This window comes from Rufibacter ruber, assembly GCF_001647275.1.
In the GTDB taxonomy this organism is placed as follows: Bacteria; Bacteroidota; Bacteroidia; order Cytophagales; family Hymenobacteraceae; genus Nibribacter; species Nibribacter ruber_C.
Map to the genome: position 1 here is coordinate 40718 of NZ_LRMM01000020.1, position 16505 is coordinate 57222.

The following is a 16505-nucleotide window of genomic DNA, read 5'->3' on the forward strand; positions in this document are numbered from 1 at the left end:
TCAAAAAAACAGCCCCAAAACAGGAAAAGGAACCGGACTCATCTTAAAGCCCCTGTTTCTGGCCTGTTTTTCTGAAATCAGCCCCAAACCACCGTGTCTTGCAGAAATTCTGCCGCCGGTAGATAGGTGCCGGTTAGATTCTCTACCTTTGTTCCTGAACACAAACCGGATCAATATGCTGCACCTAGGCGACTACAACTACTTGGAAATTCTGCGTGATTTGGAACACGGCCTGTACCTGGGCTCTGATGATGGCGACGTGCTGTTGCCCCGCAAATACGTGCCCGCAGACGCCCACGTGGGAGACATGCTCTCCGTGTTTGTGTACCGTGACTCAGAAGACCGCCTGATCGCCACCACCCTGGAGCCCAAAGCCAAGGTAGACCAGTTTGCCTGCCTGCAGGTGAAAGATGTTAGCCGGTTTGGGGCGTTTCTGGACTGGGGTCTGGAGAAAGACCTGTTTGTGCCCTACTCCAACCAGCATGAAGACCTGCACGTGGGCCAATGGGCACTGGTCTACCTGTATCTGGATGAAACCTCTGACCGCATTGTAGGCTCCACCAAGCTGGCGCCTTACCTGAGCTACGAGCCCATCACACTGGAGGAAGGCGATGAAGTCAGTCTACTGATTGGCCCGGAGAAGGCGCTGGGGTATCAGGTGATGGTGAACAACAGCTACCTGGGCATGCTCTACCGCAATGAGGTCTTCCGCAAACTGGAGCCGAACGAGTACACCCAAGGCTATGTCAAAAAGATAAGGGAAGACGACAAACTGGATGTGAGCCTGCAGAAACAAGGCTACAATGAGGTGGAGCACGCTGCTGAACTCATTCTGGAGCGCCTGAAAAAAGAAAACGGCTGGCTGCCCCTTACTGACAAAACCGCCCCTGAACTGATCTACCAGACCTTGGGCATGAGCAAGAAAACCTTCAAGAAAGCCATTGGCGCCCTGTACAAACGTGGCGACGTGCAACTACAGCCAGACGGGGTTCGTCTTTTAGCCAACTCCTAAACCCGCCCTCTGCGTTCCGCCTACACCCTTTATGAGATACGTCTGTCTTCTCCTGTTCCTCCTCAGCTGCTTTCTACAGGCAGCTGCCCAGGCACAGGCGCCCAAAGAAACAAAACACCTGCAGGCGGTACGCACTGCCACTCCCCCAAAAATTGACGGGCTCCCCACCGAGGAAGTCTGGCAACAGGCAGCACCCGCCACCGGCTTTACCCAGAATGAACCGGTGAACGGCGCCCCTTCCCGGCAGCGCACCCAGGTGCGCATTCTCTATGATGACGAGGCTATTTACGTGGGTGCCATGCTCTATGACACCGCCCCAGACTCAGTGCTCACCCAACTCAGCCAGCGCGATGGCGGGCAGGTGAACGCAGACATGTTTGGGGTGTACTTTGACACCTACCTGGACCGGCAGAATGCCTTCGGGTTTGAAGTCTCCACGGCCGGGGTGCAGACAGATTTCAGGTCTACCAGCAACGGAGATGACATGGCCTGGAACGCGGTCTGGGAAAGTGCTGTGGCCCGCCATGACCAAGGCTGGTCAGTTGAGTTCAGAATCCCTTACTCCGCCATCCGGTTCCCTAAGAAAAATGTGCAGGAATGGGGGGTGAACTTCTGGCGTTCCACCCGCCGCTACCGCGAAAGCGCCTTCTGGAATTTTGTAGACCGGTCTATGCAGGGCTGGGTCAACCAGTTTGGCGTGCTGCAGGGGGTGCAGGGGCTGGAGGCACCGCTGCGGCTTTCGCTCATGCCCTACCTCTCCGGCTACGCCGACCACTTCCCCACTGAGCAGGAGGGGAAGAAAGACCTGAAGACCACCCTCAACGGCGGCATGGACATCAAATACGGGATCAATGACGCCTTTACCCTTGACATGACCCTGGTGCCAGATTTTGGGCAGACGCAGTCAGACGCGCAGGTGTTGAACCTGTCGCCTTTTGAGGTGCGCTTCAATGAGAACCGCCAGTTTTTCACAGAGGGCACCGAGCTGTTCAACAAAGCCGGTCTGTTCTATTCGCGCCGCATAGGGAACGAACCCTTGCACCTCTATGACCTGCGGTATGACTACAGCCAGTACGGCAGGAGCGAGGAAGTAGTGGTTCTGGAGAACCCCGAGAAAACAAGCCTGCTGAACGCTACCAAAATCTCAGGCCGCACCAACAGGGGGCTGGGGATTGGGGTGTTCAACGCCGTGACCCAGAACACCTATGCCACGCTCAGGAGCAACAAAACGCAGGAGGAGTTCAAAGTACTCACAGACCCTGCCACCAACTACAATGTACTGGTTCTGGACCAGAACCTGCCCAACAGCTCATACGTTACGTTCACCAACACCAATGTGACCAGAGGCAAAGGCTTCTACAACGCCAATGTGTCTGGGCTCATGACCCGGCTCCGGAACAAGAAGAACAGCTACACCCTCAACCTGGCCGCCAACCTGAGCCAGCGCTTCCACAAAGGGTCTGTTCCCCAGGGCACAGACAAGGTGGAGCTGGGGCACGCCTATTACGCAGACTTTGGCAAGACCAGCGGCAATTTCCAGTTCACGGTACGCCACAGCACAGAAAGCGACTCTTATTTTATCAATGATCTGGGCTACCTGTCTAACAACAACATCATTGAGAACGAAGCCAACATCAGGTACAATATTTTCAAGCCTTTCTGGAAGTTGAACAGCCTGTTCAATGCCGTGGGGGTGGAGCACCGCCAGCTGTACAAGCCCAACTCGTTCAGCAGGCTGGTCTATTACCTGGAAACCAACGCCACCACCAAGAACTTCATCTCATTTGGGTACACGCTGGCCTGGCTGCCCAGGAACAACTTTGACTTCTTTGAACCCCGCTCCCGCTCGTATGAAGGTGTGATCCAAGGCAGGGTTTTCAAAGACCGGGGCGGCATTCCCAACCGCAAGTTCAGAGACCCCGCCGGCACAGAGCTGAGTGGGTACATCTCCAGTGACTACCGCAAAAAATTTGCCTTAGACCTCAACGGCGGCGTTTACCACTCCCCAGCGTATGACCAGCTGAACACCTGGGTGGGCATTAGCCCCAGGGTTAGGGTCAATGACCATTTGCAGATGGTGTACAGCGCTGAGTTGAGCCGTGATCTGCGCGACTACGGTTTCGCCGGGAACGGCGAGAATGACAGTATTTTCTTTGGGTCCCGTACCGTGCACACGGTTACCAACTCGCTTACGGGCACCTATATCTTTAACGCCCGCACCGCCCTCAACCTGAACATGCGCCACTACTGGTCCAGTGCCAACTTTTATGACTACTTCCTGTTGCAGGACAACGGCGACCTGGAACCGGTAGACCACACCCCGTCTTCGCCGTGGGCGAAAGACCGGAATTTCAACGCCTTCAACATTGACCTGGTGTACAGCTGGCGCTTTGCCCCGGGCAGCGAGGTCAGCGTGGTCTGGAAGAACGCCATTTCTCAGGAGTTGTTCCCAGAGCAGAACAACTACCTCATGAACCTGCGCAACACGTTACAGGCAAACCAACTCAACAGCTTCTCCGTTAAGATTCTGTACTATTTAGATTACCAGGTCATGAAGCGTGCCCTCAAATCTTAACCCTTACAACAAGCCTATGGAATCACCCAAAGTAGCGTTGATTGCCGGTGCCAGCGGTCTGGTGGGGAGCCATTGCCTGCAGTTGCTGCTGCAGAGCCCGCGTTACCGCAAAGTGATTTCAGTGGGCCGAAGGGAGCTGCCGGTACAGCACCCCAAGCTGCAGCAGGTAGTGGTAGACTTTAACCACCTGGAGAAGCACCGCCACAGCCTCACCGCTGATGATGTGTACTGCTGCCTGGGCACCACCATCAAGAAAGCGGGCTCGCAGGAGAAGTTTAAGCAGGTAGACTACACCTATGTGGTCAACCTGGCCAAAGTTACCTCCCACACGTTTGCCGCCCAGTTCCTGGTGGTGTCGGCGCTGGGCGCCGATGCCGGCTCCCGCCTCTTCTACAACCGGGTGAAAGGCGAAATGGAGCAGGCGGTGCAGGCGTTGCCCTTTACGGCCGTGCATATCTTCCAGCCTTCGCTGCTGCTGGGCGACCGGCCGGAGGTACGGTTTGGGGAGAAAGCCGCCGAGGTGTTTATGAAGCTCTTCGGGTTTATCTTCAAGGGCCCGCTCAGGAAGTACCGCGCCATACCCGCCAAAGCCGTGGCAAAAGCCATGCTCGAAGCCGCCAAGCAAGACGGCGGCGGCGTGCAGCGGCACCCGTCAGTCCAGATGCAGCAGTATAATTAATTGTGCATTGCTGTTTCTGTTTTTGGGCTGTTTTGGCTAAAACAGCCCAAAAACAGAAATGCAGCAACCAACGCCGTTGGCATAGACGCCCGCAGGTCCTTCGGTTGATATGTGGTCTTAGGCGCAGGCGGCACAGCGGGGGCAGGCGTAGATTCTGTTTCTGGCTTGTTTTCAGGAAAACAGGCCAGAAACAGCATAGCGGTGTTGCTTCTCCCTGCGGAAGAAGGTCAGGAGGAGGGGAAACGGTTCATGTTGTTATGGCAGAAGCTACTGGCACAGACGCTCGCAGGTCTGAAAGACGCTACGAGGTCTTTTGAGCAGGCGGCACAGCAGGGGCAGGCGTATGGAACCCACCCCTACCCCTCTGAGGAGGGGAATGATCTGCAATGCGTGGACCGGCAGGTGTCAACATCCCCCTTCGCCCCCTTCAAAGGGGGAGTATTGGAGTGAGTCCTGAGTTATGAGTCCTGAGTTCAGAGTCCTTTCTTTTCATCTTAGGGAATTCAGCCGGAATGAAGCAGCAATGCCTGGTCTCGCAGCCGCGCCGCGGAGGCAGCCAGAGACCACCCGTCATCTGTGGGCACGAGGCCGGAGACTCGCGCCAGCGCGGGATAGGGGAAACCATTCGCCACAGGCAAGCAATAATGCACAGTCAACACTTCTGCCCCTGGCTGATGTGCGCAGCACGGGCTCGTCTCAGGCTAGCGAAACTACAGCACTAACCAGCAAACAATCTACATCAAGAAAAGCAATAGCAAAAAAGGAACAGCAACCAGTCCTGGGGGTGAGCGCCTCTGTTAATACGGTGCCGCTCCAGCGGCAAGGCCGGAGGGCCTAGTTTTAACAGCAGTGCGAACCGCCAGGGCGGGGCCCCGCGGCCGTGAGCGCTTACCGGAGACAATGCAACAGCAATGGGATTTCGCACCGGAGCAAACGGGAGAACCAAGGGATCAGCAGACTACGCATACCTGCCGCAGCCAGGGGAGCAGCAGACTTCGCATTGCAGCATCAGCAACTGGCAGTTACTAACCTACGGCAGCCACCGCCAAGGGAACCTCAAACGACACATCGCCTTTAGAACAGCAGACCAATCCTTCCCGCTGCAAAGCGCCTAGCTGAATGCCCCAACCGCCAGACCTTCTCCCCCGTACAGTCTGCAAACAACTACTGCCTATGTCCTCGGCCCAACACCAGATCAAGCATTTCTTTCCGCGCAGCGCGCACTATGACCCCCAATGGGTGCGGGAGCATTCAATGGGCGAAAACGTACTTTTCAACCTGGAGAGCATCACGGCCCTGCTGCCTCTGAGGGAAGGTATGCGGGTGCTGGACCTTGGCTGCGGCAAGGCGGCCAGCTCCATTTTTCTGGCGAAGGAATTCAAGGTGCAGGTGTGGGCGGTAGACGAGGCCATTTCGGCCACGGCCAATTATACGCGTGTGCTGGAGGCCGGGCTGGAGAACCGCGTGTTCCCGCTGCAGGCAGACGCCCGCGCGCTCCCCTTCCCGGAGGAGTTCTTTGACGTGGTGCTGGTGATTGACTCGTACACCTATTTTGGGACAGATGACAAGTACCTGCCCTACATCTGCCACTTTCTAAAGCCAGACGGCTACATTGGCGTTGTAGACGTCTGCTTCAAAGAAGAGATTGAGACACTGGAGCAGGTGCCCGTGTTTCTGCGCGAAGACTACCAGGATTACTGGTACTACATCCATTCGGTGCCCTGGTGGCGGAAGCTCTGGGAGAAGACGGGCCTGGTGCAGGTCACGGTGGCAGAGCTGCTGCCGGCCGCCGAGCTCATACGGGAGCAGTACGTGAAGGATTTTGAGGAGCACGGCCAGAAAAAAGACCCTTTTGCCCGGGCGCTCAAAAAAGACAACCACCACCAGATCAGCTTTTTCCGGCTTATTGGGCAGAGAACCCGCAAAGATGCCTACCTGCAGTCTTACAAAAAAAGTTAACTTTGCCCCAGCGGCGGCCACTGACCGGGAGGCTGTACCGGCTGCGTACGTTTTTGAAACTGGTAAAATAATTCTGCCCCAACTGCAGTTTTATAGGGGCTGGGGCAGTATCACCTGTCTTAGAAACAAGAATTAACTTTACTATGAAGAAACTGCGATTTATTTTTGGGCTGAGCCTGCTGTGGTGTTGCCTTTTCTCTGTTACCCAGGCCCGTGCCCAGCAGCATGGCGTTGGGATCAGGGTGGGGGGCCTTTCATCTGGGATCTCCGGCAAGTACTTCCTGAACGGAAGCGCGGCCATAGAAGCGATCATAGGAACCAGTTTCGGGCGCAAAGGCTTTCATCTCACCGGGCTGTATGAGCTGCACGCCAGTGCCCTGGGGGTACCGGGACTGCAGTGGTTTTACGGCGCGGGGGCGCACATTGGCTCCTACAAGGGGCGGTATTACCATGACCGCACCTACAAACACTACTATGATTCAGCAAATAAAACCCTCGCCACGGTGGGGATAGACGGAATTGTAGGTCTGGAATATCAGATTACGGAAATTCCGGTTTCGGTGGGCATCGATTTTAAGCCATTTTTGGATGTCAACCAAGACGGTCTTTTCTTGTTTCCTGACGGAGCTCTGACCGTTAGGTACACATTCTAATGCTTCCCCAGACCTACTTGAAAAAGCCTGCCCTGTGCAGGCTTTTTCTATTTCTGCGGTTTCTGTTTTGGGGCTGTTTTTCAGAAAACAGCCCCAAAACAGAAACCGGGTTCAGACTTTTTCTCACACGCACTTTTCTTTTAGCCGGCCGCCGGCCGAAACAAATACCTACTATTTACACCTTCCCCAGCACTTTATCCTCAACAACCTCGTTGACAAGATAGCAGCCCCAGTAGATGGTCTGGTTTTTTATTTTCATCTTTAGGGCATGTGTAAAGTTGGTCTATCTTGCGGCAAGCGGTTTTGGCAGGAGTTGCCTATTGGCTTCTCTCACCTTTGCAGCACTGGCACAAGGTTGAAGAATTCTTTTGGCAGCACCTTATTCTAGCTGTTTGTACTGACAGACCACTGATTTAAACCTTCTCCTTGGCACAAAAACCCCCTACCGGCGCTGCCTGGCCTTTTCACTTCCTCTTCATGTCTTCCAAGTTAAAATTCATCAATAAAGATAAGTCTGCGTTCTATGCCACCACCCGTTTACGGGTAGAGGCTTACCTGAAAGAAAATGGCAACTCTAAGCATGCCAACGCCGCCATGTGGCGCAAAATAGCCTTCTACCTGGTGGGGGCGGCTGGCCTTTATGGTCTTATTCTCTCCAATTTGTTTTCTGTGTGGCAAATGTTTGGGCTGGCCTTGCTGCTGGGGGTGTTTTGCGCATTGATTGGCTTCAATGTGTGCCATGACGCTATTCACGGGTCGCTTTCGGCCAGCAACAAGGTTAACAAAAGCTACAGCTTTGTCTTTAACCTCATTGGCGCCAGCCCCTACGTCTGGAATTTGACCCACAACGTGGTCCACCATACCTACACCAACATACCTGGCCATGATGAGGACATAGAGGTGGCACCCGGCCTCATACGGGTAAACCCGGAGGAGAAGGTCTTTAAACACCAGCGGTTCCAGCATATTTACGCCTTCGGGCTTTATAGCCTTTCTTCCATCTCCTGGGTGCTGAGGAAAGACTACCTCAAGTTCTTCCAGAAAAAGATAGGAGAACATGCCACGGTCAACCACCCTAAAAAAGAGGTCTTCAGGCTCTTCTTTTACAAGACCATCTATTACGTGATGTTCATTGCACTGCCCCTGGTTCTCTTAGACATTACCTGGTGGCAGTTTTTGATTGGCTTTGTTAGCCTGCACCTGGTGGAGGGGCTGGTTCTGGGGCTGGTTTTCCAGTTGGCGCACGTGGTAGAAGGAGCCGATTTCCCTACGCCCAATGAAGACGGCAACATGGAGGAAGCCTGGGCAGACCACCAGATGCGTACTACCGCCAACTTCGCCACGCAGAACAAGCTGGCTGGCTTCCTGCTGGGCGGCCTGAACCAGCAGATTGAACACCATCTCTTCCCTAAAGTTTGTCACATCCATTATCCGGGCATTGCGGCCATTGTCAAAGCCACAGCGCATGAGTTCGGGCTGCCCTACATTGAAAGCCCTACATTCTTGAAGGCTTTGAGCTCCCACTACCGCATGCTCAAGAAGCTGGGCTGGCAGGCGTACCGGGAACAATCCTTTTCCTTGGCAACTGAAAGCCCAAAGCATAAGCACCTTCTTGTCAGCTAAGCCCTAGACCTGCTATCTGAAAACGCATGTGCCTTGCCCTAACGCTTATGCCAGCCGCGCAGCACGCAGGTTACTTTTAGACAGGAGCTTCTCCTATTCCTGTTTTCGCTGTTTTTGGGAAAACAGGCCGAAAACGGAAAGTCCTCTATCATAGATGCAAGTTAATGCAGGCTCAGGTTCTCCTTTGAGAGCAGTGGCTTGGAGAAGCCCCAAGCCACTGCTTCATTACTCCTTGACTATTCTCTTGGAGATGACTTCCTGGTCAGTAACCAATTGCAACAAGTACACCCCTGCAGGGAGGCTTTTCAGCTGTAATGTTGCCTCAAACTTCCCAGTCTGCTGTGCCTGGCTCTCCCTTAACACTTCCCTGCCTTGTGCGTCCAGAAGCCGTAACTCTACCTCCTTTTGCCTGGGCAGAGGAAGGGAAATGCGCAGCAACCCGGTCACAGGGTTGGGGTATAGGAGCAGCTGTTTGGCCATCTCACTTTCCTTTACCCCGGTAGCCAAACTACTTTTTATCCTTAAGGCCCAATAATCCTGCCCTCCTCTAGATGTCTCAGAAATATCACCGCCCAATCCGGTGCGTAACTCCCCGCCCAACAGGAATCCACTGTCTTGGGTGCCCGCTACCGAGAATAGAAGGTCATCACCGCTGCCGCCATAGCGTTTGTCCCATAGCTTATGCCCGTCTGCATTTATCCGCACCACCCAGAAATCTATCCCTCCCCTTGATTCCTCGGTTTTGTCACCGTCAGCACCTGAGTCTGAGTGCCCACCTAGCAGAAAGCCACCGTCTTGCGTGGATTCCATTGAGAAAATAAAGTCATACCCTTTCCCGCCATAGCGCCTATCCCACAGCTTGCTTCCCGCCGCATCTACCTTCACTACCCAAAAGTCTGCCCCACCCCTCAGGGTTTCCGTGACATCGCCGTCTTTACCAGACCTAGTGTGCCCCCCTAAAAGAAATCCGCCGTCTTGGGTCGCCAACATTGCGGTTAGCTCATCCTGTCCGCTCCCGCCCAGGCGACGGTCCCAAACCTTGTTGCCCGCCGCATCTATCCGGACAGCCCAGAAGTCATTCCCGCCCTTAGGAGACTCTGAGATGTCACCCCCTGAACCAGGGAGCAGGTAGCCTCCAAGCAGAAAGCCTCCGTCTTGCGTGGCCACCACTGAGGTTAATGCTTCATATAAGTTTCCGCCGAAGCGGCGGTCCCAAACCTTGTTCCCGCTTGCATCTATCCGGACAGCCCAGAAGTCAGCCTCGCCTCTAGGTGCCTCTGTTTTGTCCCCCCCACTCAATGACCTGGAATGCCCTCCCAAAAGAAAGCCCCCATCAGAGGCGGCTACCATAGATGTTAATTGGTCAACATTGCTTCCCCCGAAACGCCGATCCCATAGCTTATCACCGTTTGCATCAATGCGCACCACCCAATAATCATAATCCCACCCCCATGGAGCCTCTGTTTTATCACCGCTTATGGTTGACCTGGAATAGCCACCCAACAGGAACCCTCCATCTTGGGTGGCTAACATAGAAGTCAACTCATCAATGTTACTCCCTCCATAACTCCGGTCCCACAGTTTGTTCCCATCTGCGTTTACCCGCACCACCCAGAAATCACTTTCCCCACGGGGAACCATCGTCTTGTCGCCACTGATACCTGATTTAGAGTATCCCCCCAATAAAAATCCCCCGTCATTGGTAGCAACCACAGACCTGAACGCCTCTATTCCGCTGCCTCCATAGAGCTTGTCCCACTGCTTTGTTACAACTGTCTGTGCCAAAGCAGCCGGCAACAGTTTAGTCAGGAGGAGGAGGAGCAGCAACAGCCAGGCTCCCGTCTTTTTCTGGTTCTTAAATAAGCTGAGAATCTTCATTTATTTAATTTATAGTTTCTGTATAGAATTGACAAACAAGGAGCTTTAAAGATAAAGGTATGGCTATTTCCTTATCTTTTTCAGAAAACTAAATGCTTTTGCAAACTACCTGCAAGAGAACCTTCATTTGCAGAATCGCTTACCGCCGTGTACCTTTGCAGATGCTTATCAAGAAAGACGGAGGGATTAGGCCCTGTGATGTCTTAGCAACCCAATTCAGTTGGGTGCTACTTCCTACCCGCTGCACCTACGCGCCGGGGGAGATGAGTGACGGAGATTCCTACACACCTGCCCGCCACTTTCCTCCTACCCTTTCTTGAGCCGCCACTAACCCTTTAGGTTTGCACAAGAAGATGACCCGCATTGAGGAAGAAGTACAGAAACGAATTTTAGTCTTAGACGGTGCCATGGGTACCATGATCCAGCGGTACAACCTGCAAGAGGAAGATTACCGCGGCCAGCGTTTCAAAGACTACCACCTGGACGTGAAGGGCAACAATGATGTGCTTTCCCTCACCCAACCCCACATCATCAAGGAAATCCACAGCCTCTACTTTGAGGCGGGCGCCGATATAGCCGAAACCAACACGTTCAGCGGCACCTCCATTGCCATGGCCGACTACGACATGCAGGATCTGGTGTACGAACTGAATTATGAATCTGCCAGAATAGCCAAAGAAGCCGCCCAGGAATGGACTGCCAAAACCCCGGAGAAACCCCGCTTCGTAGCCGGCGCCATCGGACCTACGAACCGTACGGCGTCTTTATCGCCGGATGTGAACAACCCCGGCTACCGCGCCATCACGTATGATGAGCTGGTAGAAGCCTACACCGAGCAGGTGCGCGGGCTGGTAGACGGCGGCGTGGATTTGCTGTTGGTAGAAACCATCTTTGATACCCTCAATGCCAAGGCGGCGCTGTTCGCCATTGACCAATACAGCCAGCAGACGGGCAAGCGTTTGCCGCTCATGGTGTCTGGTACTATTACTGATGCCAGCGGTCGTACCCTATCCGGACAGACCGTAGAGGCGTTTTTGTACTCGGTTTCACACATGCCGCTGTTGAGCGTGGGCTTTAACTGTGCCCTCGGGGCGAAGCAGCTGCGTCCGCACTTACAGAGCTTGAGCAAAGCGTCTAAATTCCACATCAGTGCGTACCCCAATGCCGGTCTGCCCAACGCCTTCGGGGCGTACGACGAGACGCCGGAGCAAATGGGCCAGCACATCCGTGATTTCCTGGAGAACAACTTCGTGAACATTGTGGGTGGTTGTTGCGGTACCACCCCGCCGCACATTAAGGTCATTGCCGAGATTGCCAAAGAATACCCGCCGCGTCCGTTGCCGCAGCTACCGGCCGTTCCTACCTACTCGGGTCTGGAGCCGCTTACTGTATATGAAGGTTCTAACTTCGTGAACATTGGCGAGCGTACCAACGTGACCGGTTCCAAAAAATTCGCCCGCTTGATCCTGAATGAGCAGTACGAAGAAGCCCTGGCCGTAGCCCGTCAGCAGGTGGAGAACGGTGCCCAGATCATTGACGTGAACATGGACGAAGGCATGCTGGACTCCGAGGCCGCCATGACCTTGTTCCTGAACCTGATCGCCTCCGAGCCAGACATCGCCCGCGTGCCCATCATGATTGACTCCTCCAAGTGGAGCGTGATTGAGGCCGGTCTCAAGTGCGTGCAGGGGAAAGCCATCGTGAACTCTATCTCGCTCAAAGAAGGCGAAGAAAAATTCAAAGAGTATGCCCGCAAAGTGCGCAGCTACGGCGCCGCCGTGGTAGTGATGGCGTTTGACGAAGAAGGCCAGGCCGACAACTACGAGCGCCGCATCCAAATCTGCGAGCGTGCTTACAACATCTTAACCAAAGAAGTAGGCTTCCCCGCCGAGGACATCATCTTTGACCCCAACATCCTCACCGTGGCCACCGGTATGGAGGAGCACAACAACTACGCCGTTGACTTCATTAACGCCACCCGCTGGATCAAGCAGAACCTGCCGGGTGCCAAAGTAAGCGGCGGGGTGAGTAATATTTCCTTCTCGTTCCGGGGCAATGACCCCGTACGCGAGGCCATGCACTCTGTATTCCTGTACCACGCCATCAAAGCCGGTCTGGATATGGGCATTGTGAACGCGGGCATGTTGGAAGTCTATGAGGAAATTCCGAAAGACCTGCTGGAGCGCGTGGAAGATGTGTTGCTGAACCGCCGCCCAGACGCCACCGAGCGCCTCGTGGAGTTCGCCGAAACGGTGAAAAACAAAGGCAAAGAAGTGGTGCGCGACGAGGCCTGGCGCAACGAACCGGTGCAAAAGCGTTTAACGCACGCATTGGTGAAAGGACTGGTAGAATACATTGACCAGGACGTGGAGGAAGCCCGCCACCTGTACAGCAAGCCACTGGAAGTGATTGAAGGTCCGCTCATGGACGGCATGAACGTGGTAGGCGACCTCTTCGGCGAAGGCAAAATGTTTCTCCCGCAGGTGGTGAAAAGCGCCCGCGTGATGAAAAAAGCGGTGGCGTATTTGTTGCCGTTCATTGAGGAAGAGAAAGCGAGAGTGGCTGCATTGGAAGCAGAAGACGGACCTCACCCCCAACCCCTCTCCCACGGAGAGGGGAGTTCAGCTGATGCGTTGGGAAACTTTGTGTTTACATCGCCGGCCGAAAAGTGGAAAGTTTTGAAGGAGTTTGCGCAGCACAACCGCCAAGAGCCTACCAAAGCAGAAGATGTGCTGTGGCAAGCCCTTAGAAATCGAAAATTGGAAGGCTTCAAGTTTAGGAGACAGCACACTATTGAAGAATTCATCGCCGATTTTGCGTGCTTGAATCCACGGGTAGTGGTAGAAGTGGACGGAGAAATCCATGAGCAGCAGCAAGAATACGATGCGCTGAGAACCGATTATTTGAACAGCCTTGGTTTCAGAGTAATCCGCTTCACCAACGAGGAAGTGCTCACCCAAATACCGCAGGTGTTAGAAAAAATAAGAAAGGAACTCCAAAAGGAACCATTACCGCTCCCAACCCCATCAGCGGACACCCCCTCTCCGCGGGAGAGGGGGCAGGGGGGTGAGGTCTCCCGCTATGCCGGGCGCATTCTCCTCGCCACCGTGAAAGGCGACGTACACGACATAGGCAAAAACATTGTGGGCGTGGTACTGGCCTGTAACAACTACGAGGTGATTGACCTGGGCGTCATGACCCCCGCCGATAAAATTCTGGATGCCGCCCGTGAGCACAACGTAGACGTAATCGGCCTCAGTGGTCTGATTACGCCTTCTTTGGACGAGATGGTGCACGTTGCCCGAGAAATGGAGCGCCAGAACTTCAACATTCCGCTGCTCATTGGCGGGGCCACCACGTCCCGTGCCCATACCGCTGTGAAAGTGGCACCGGCCTACAACGGCACCGTGGTACACGTGCTGGATGCCTCGCGCAGCGTGCCCGTGGTAGGCAACCTGCTGAGCCCGGACAATAAAGAGCAGTTTGCGGCAGACATCAGGAAAGAATATGACGAGATGCGCGAAGGCTACCTGAGCCGCCAGAAGGAAAAGAAATACCTGCCCCTGCCGCAGGCCCGTGCGAACAAACTACCCATTGAGTGGAAAGCCGAAGATGTGTACACGCCCGCCAAAACCGGTGTACAGGTGTTCCAAAACTTCCCGCTGGAAGAACTGGTGCCGTACATTGACTGGACGCCCTTCTTCCAGGCCTGGGAGCTGCACGGCAAATTCCCGAGACTGCTGGAAGACGCAGTAGTGGGTGCCGAAGCCACCAAACTGTACGCCGATGCTCAGGCCCTGCTCCAACGCATTGTAGACGAAAAACTGCTCACCGCCAACGGCGTGGCAGGTCTGTTCCCAGCCAACAGCATAGGGGATGATGACGTGGAAATCTACACCAATGAGCAACGCACCGAAGTCCTCACACACTTCCGTACCCTACGCCAGCAAGGCCAGAAAGGCCCGAACGTGCCCAACTTAGCTTTGGCTGACTTTGTCGCGCCTAAAGAAACCGGATTGGCAGATTACACGGGTGGTTTCGCGGTAACCGCCGGTATTGGCCTGGACGATCTGGTAAAACAGTTTGAAGCCGATCATGACGATTACCACAGCATCATGGCCAAAGCCTTAGCTGATCGTCTGGCCGAAGCATTCGCGGAGAAACTACACGAGATTGTGCGTAAGGAGATTTGGGCCTACGAGCCCGAGGAAAGCCTCACCAACGAAGAACTCATCAAAGAGAAATACCAGGGCATCCGTCCGGCGCCCGGTTATCCGGCCTGCCCGGACCATACCGAGAAAACCACGCTGTTCCAGCTCCTGAACGTGGAGAAGCACACCGGCATCACCTTAACCGAGAGTCTGGCCATGTGGCCTACGGCGGCGGTGTCGGGTATGTACTTCGCGCACAGGCAGTCACGGTACTTCGGGTTGGGCAAGATTGAGAAAGACCAGGTGGTAGATTACGCGCAACGCAAAGGCATGCCTGTGGAGGAAACCGAGCGCTGGCTGTCGCCGAATTTAAATTACTGATTTTCCGTTTTTGCCTGTTTTGGTGAAAACAGGCCAAAAACGGAAAACCAAACAGGTGGAGTGGAGCCGGAGAAACCCGTCTTTTATATTGTACTCTGTTTTCTCTGCAACCCTCTCCCCCTGCTGTCATCCTGAAAGGAACTTAGGGAACAGTAGGCGAACTAGAAAAGCGTGGAAAAAGCGCTGCTACTGTTCGCTCACAAGATCCTTCCAGGATGACAAAAAGAAGGGAATAAGAGCCGAAACAAAAGCAATAAGAAAGGTAAACCTCTAGAGACATAAACAAAATAGCGAAAGCGATGTCTGTGTCTAATGGCAGTCCCGTTTTTGGCCCGTTTTCCAGAAAACAGGCAAAAATGGGAAAGGACCCAAGCAGAAGCTTACCCCATAGAATTACAATAAAACAGAAGCATCGCCCTGGGCGGAATCAAAAATAAACATCGGCCAACGGCCAAAAAAGACACCGACACTACGTCAATGAAAGTTACCGAGCACTTACAGAACGCTACCCAAACCCTTTTCTCTTTTGAGATATTACCACCGGTGAAGGGCACCAGCATTCAGTCTATTTACCAGGGCATTGACCCGCTCATGGAGTTCAAGCCGCCGTTCATCAACGTGACCTACCACCGCGAGGAGTACGTGTTCAAGGAGCGCGAGAACGGTTTGCTGGAGAAAATCACCATTAGAAAGCGGCCCGGCACGGTGGGCATCTGCTCCGCCATCATGAACAAGTACCACGTAGACGCGGTGCCGCACATCATCTGCGGGGGCTTCAGCAAAGAGGAAACCGAGAACGCGCTCATGGACCTCAACTTCCTGGGCATTGACAACGTGCTCTTGCTGCGCGGCGATGCGGTGAAGACCGAGCCGGGCTTTAGACCGCACAAAGACGGGCACGCCCACGCCTCTGAGTTAATTCAGCAGGTGGTGCAGCTGAACCACGGCAAATACCTGGATGAGGAAATGGAGAACCCTGTGCCCACCGATTTCTGCATTGGCGTAGCCGGTTACCCGGAAAAACACATGGAGGCCCCCAACCTGTCTACTGACCTGAAGTACCTGAAACAGAAGGTTGACCTGGGGGCAGATTACATCATCACGCAGATGTTCTTTGACAACGAGAAGTTCTGTGATTTTGTAAAAGCCTGCCGCGCCGCGGGAATCAACGTGCCCATTATCCCGGGCCTGAAGCCGCTGACCACCAAAAACCAGCTCAACGTGCTGCCGCGCTATTTCAACATTGACCTGCCTGAGGATCTGGTGAACGCCGTAGAAGCCGCCACAACGCCCGCGCAGGTGAAACAGATAGGCATTGAATGGACCATTCAGCAATGCAAAGAGCTGGTGGAGTTTGGGGTGCCCTGCCTGCACTTCTATACCATGAGCAAGTCTGAGGCCACCGCGGCTGTGGCAAGAGCCATTTTCTAACAGCTGTTTTCAGGCTGTTTTTCAAAAAGCAGCCCCAAAACGGGAGCCTGTCTATTTAACCAGACAGGCTCCCGTTTTTATTTGACAGCATGCTCTCTGTTATCTTCTGCCCCCACGCAACTGTTGATTCTATTCCTGTTTTCAGCCTATTTTTTGAAAAACA

At 54.1% G+C, this 16505-nt stretch carries 10 protein-coding genes and 1 riboswitch; of the genes, 9 read left to right on the plus strand and 1 reads right to left on the minus strand.

What is annotated here, in order from left to right; all coding sequences use genetic code 11:
* Window positions 1-175 precede the first annotated feature (175 nt).
* The 7 genes from A8O25_RS09825 to A8O25_RS09865 all read left to right on the plus strand — a co-directional run bounded on the left by A8O25_RS09825 (window position 176) and on the right by A8O25_RS09865 (window position 8501).
* The gene (locus A8O25_RS09825; RefSeq protein WP_066834216.1) at window positions 176-1012 is read left to right on the plus strand and encodes a CvfB family protein; all 837 of its coding nucleotides are present in this window, start codon (window positions 176-178) and stop codon (window positions 1010-1012) included.
* A gap of 31 nt (window positions 1013-1043) precedes the next feature.
* Complete coding sequence (locus A8O25_RS09830) at window positions 1044-3587, plus strand: DUF5916 domain-containing protein (protein ID WP_066834219.1); 2544 nt, start codon at window positions 1044-1046, stop codon at window positions 3585-3587.
* A 16-nt stretch (window positions 3588-3603) separates the two neighbouring features.
* Window positions 3604-4266: an oxidoreductase gene (locus A8O25_RS09835; protein ID WP_066834221.1), complete on the plus strand. Its 663-nt coding sequence runs from the start codon at window positions 3604-3606 to the stop codon at window positions 4264-4266.
* A gap of 911 nt (window positions 4267-5177) precedes the next feature.
* Window positions 5178-5381: a hypothetical protein gene (locus tag A8O25_RS22960; RefSeq protein WP_153042689.1), complete on the plus strand. Its 204-nt coding sequence runs from the start codon at window positions 5178-5180 to the stop codon at window positions 5379-5381.
* Window positions 5382-5439: 58 nt separating this feature from the next.
* On the plus strand, window positions 5440-6225 hold the full coding sequence (locus A8O25_RS09850) for an SAM-dependent methyltransferase (protein ID WP_066834227.1): 786 nt from the start codon (window positions 5440-5442) through the stop codon (window positions 6223-6225).
* A gap of 143 nt (window positions 6226-6368) precedes the next feature.
* A complete protein-coding gene (locus tag A8O25_RS09855) occupies window positions 6369-6878 on the plus strand; it encodes a hypothetical protein (protein WP_066834229.1) in 510 nt (169 codons plus the stop codon).
* A 477-nt stretch (window positions 6879-7355) separates the two neighbouring features.
* A complete protein-coding gene (locus tag A8O25_RS09865) occupies window positions 7356-8501 on the plus strand; it encodes a fatty acid desaturase family protein (protein ID WP_066834283.1) in 1146 nt (381 codons plus the stop codon).
* A gap of 225 nt (window positions 8502-8726) precedes the next feature.
* On the opposite strand, the gene A8O25_RS09870 is transcribed toward A8O25_RS09865, so the two are convergent.
* The gene (locus A8O25_RS09870) at window positions 8727-10379 is read right to left on the minus strand and encodes a T9SS type A sorting domain-containing protein (RefSeq protein WP_066834233.1); all 1653 of its coding nucleotides are present in this window, start codon (window positions 10377-10379) and stop codon (window positions 8727-8729) included.
* Between the two features lie 162 nt (window positions 10380-10541).
* Window positions 10542-10649: riboswitch (SAM riboswitch) on the plus strand.
* 83 nt (window positions 10650-10732) lie between these two features.
* On the opposite strand from A8O25_RS09870, the gene metH reads away from it, so the two are divergent.
* Entirely contained in the window at window positions 10733-14911 is a 4179-nt protein-coding gene (gene metH, locus A8O25_RS09875) for a methionine synthase (protein ID WP_066834235.1), read from the plus strand.
* 477 nt (window positions 14912-15388) lie between these two features.
* Entirely contained in the window at window positions 15389-16342 is a 954-nt protein-coding gene (metF, locus tag A8O25_RS09880) for a methylenetetrahydrofolate reductase [NAD(P)H] (RefSeq protein WP_066834237.1), read from the plus strand.
* Window positions 16343-16505: the final 163 nt, after the last annotated feature.

Coding starts and splice junctions, on each gene's coding strand:
- A8O25_RS09825 (WP_066834216.1), top strand. CDS start 176: ATGCTGCACCTAGGCGACTACAACTACTTGGAAATTCTGCGTGATTTG.
- A8O25_RS09830 (WP_066834219.1), top strand. CDS start 1,044: ATGAGATACGTCTGTCTTCTCCTGTTCCTCCTCAGCTGCTTTCTACAG.
- A8O25_RS09835 (WP_066834221.1), top strand. CDS start 3,604: ATGGAATCACCCAAAGTAGCGTTGATTGCCGGTGCCAGCGGTCTGGTG.
- A8O25_RS22960 (WP_153042689.1), top strand. CDS start 5,178: ATGGGATTTCGCACCGGAGCAAACGGGAGAACCAAGGGATCAGCAGAC.
- A8O25_RS09850 (WP_066834227.1), top strand. CDS start 5,440: ATGTCCTCGGCCCAACACCAGATCAAGCATTTCTTTCCGCGCAGCGCG.
- A8O25_RS09855 (WP_066834229.1), top strand. CDS start 6,369: ATGAAGAAACTGCGATTTATTTTTGGGCTGAGCCTGCTGTGGTGTTGC.
- A8O25_RS09865 (WP_066834283.1), top strand. CDS start 7,356: ATGTCTTCCAAGTTAAAATTCATCAATAAAGATAAGTCTGCGTTCTAT.
- A8O25_RS09870 (WP_066834233.1), bottom strand. CDS start 10,379: ATGAAGATTCTCAGCTTATTTAAGAACCAGAAAAAGACGGGAGCCTGG.
- metH (WP_066834235.1), top strand. CDS start 10,733: ATGACCCGCATTGAGGAAGAAGTACAGAAACGAATTTTAGTCTTAGAC.
- metF (WP_066834237.1), top strand. CDS start 15,389: ATGAAAGTTACCGAGCACTTACAGAACGCTACCCAAACCCTTTTCTCT.